This is a genomic window from Pseudoalteromonas sp. SG43-3, from assembly GCF_014164385.1.
Classification (GTDB): domain Bacteria; phylum Pseudomonadota; class Gammaproteobacteria; order Enterobacterales; family Alteromonadaceae; genus Pseudoalteromonas; species Pseudoalteromonas distincta.
Genome location: NZ_JACJFC010000068.1, coordinates 1 through 803 on the forward strand (window position 1 = coordinate 1; position 803 = coordinate 803).

Annotated in this window: 2 protein-coding genes; both read right to left on the reverse strand. The window is 35.0% G+C overall.

Annotated features, from left to right (window positions below):
* Positions 1-88 precede the first annotated feature (88 nt).
* Positions 89-577 (reverse strand): nuclear transport factor 2 family protein, encoded by a 489-nt coding sequence (locus H5157_RS20610; RefSeq protein WP_010558007.1) that lies wholly within the window; start codon positions 575-577, stop codon positions 89-91.
* A 22-nt stretch (positions 578-599) separates the two neighbouring features.
* Positions 600-803: CopD family protein (locus H5157_RS20615; RefSeq protein ID WP_182725417.1), on the reverse strand; the 204-nt coding region annotated here is incomplete at its 5' end.

Consider the following 803-nt stretch of genomic DNA (forward strand, 5'->3'; position numbering starts at 1 on the left):
CTGTTTTTCGATACTCATTGCCGAAAATGACATAGTTAATGATAAAAAAAACGCTGAGGTAATGTAGATTACTCGCATTGTTAACTCCTTAATTAGACCAGTGAATATGAGTGATTTTCCAACCTGTATCGGTGTTTTTTAATGTGATTGATTCCATTCCCATAGACTTAATATCTTTTCCTTTGTACTTTCCTTGAGTTTTACTTCTTGAAATTGAGTAAGCTATGTCTCCATTTGTGTAAACTTGATGCTCTAGTAGTTCACTATTAACAGCACTTAAGAATTTCATATCCGCTATCATATGATGTTTCGCGTATTCATCTGCAGAACGCTCAACACTTCCGCCTTCAAAAATGATGACATCGTCGGCCAGTAATTTACGTGCAGCTTCGCGATTACCTTGTTTTAGATATGCATGAAATAGGCTGACTGTTTTTGCAGCCTCGCTATCAACATTGACAAAGGCCTTGCCTTTTTTTGAATATTTTTCATCGTCATGTGCACTAACAGTAAAAGAACTAACAGTGCTAAAAATTAGTAGCAATAAAATTTTTAAATTAAAGGATTTAATTAACATACGTTTCCCTTTTTATTAATCGTTAAATAGGCGGACCAACAAGTGTGGTAAATACACTTGTTGTAATAAGTACAAACAGGGCAATTACTATTTCAACAGTAATCGAGCGTTTTAATATACTTATATGGTGTTGTTGAGTGATTTGCGGGACTAAAAAAAGCTTATGCCATGCACCTAGTAACAGCATCGCGCTGACGAGTAACAGCTTTAATAAAATTAGTTGCCC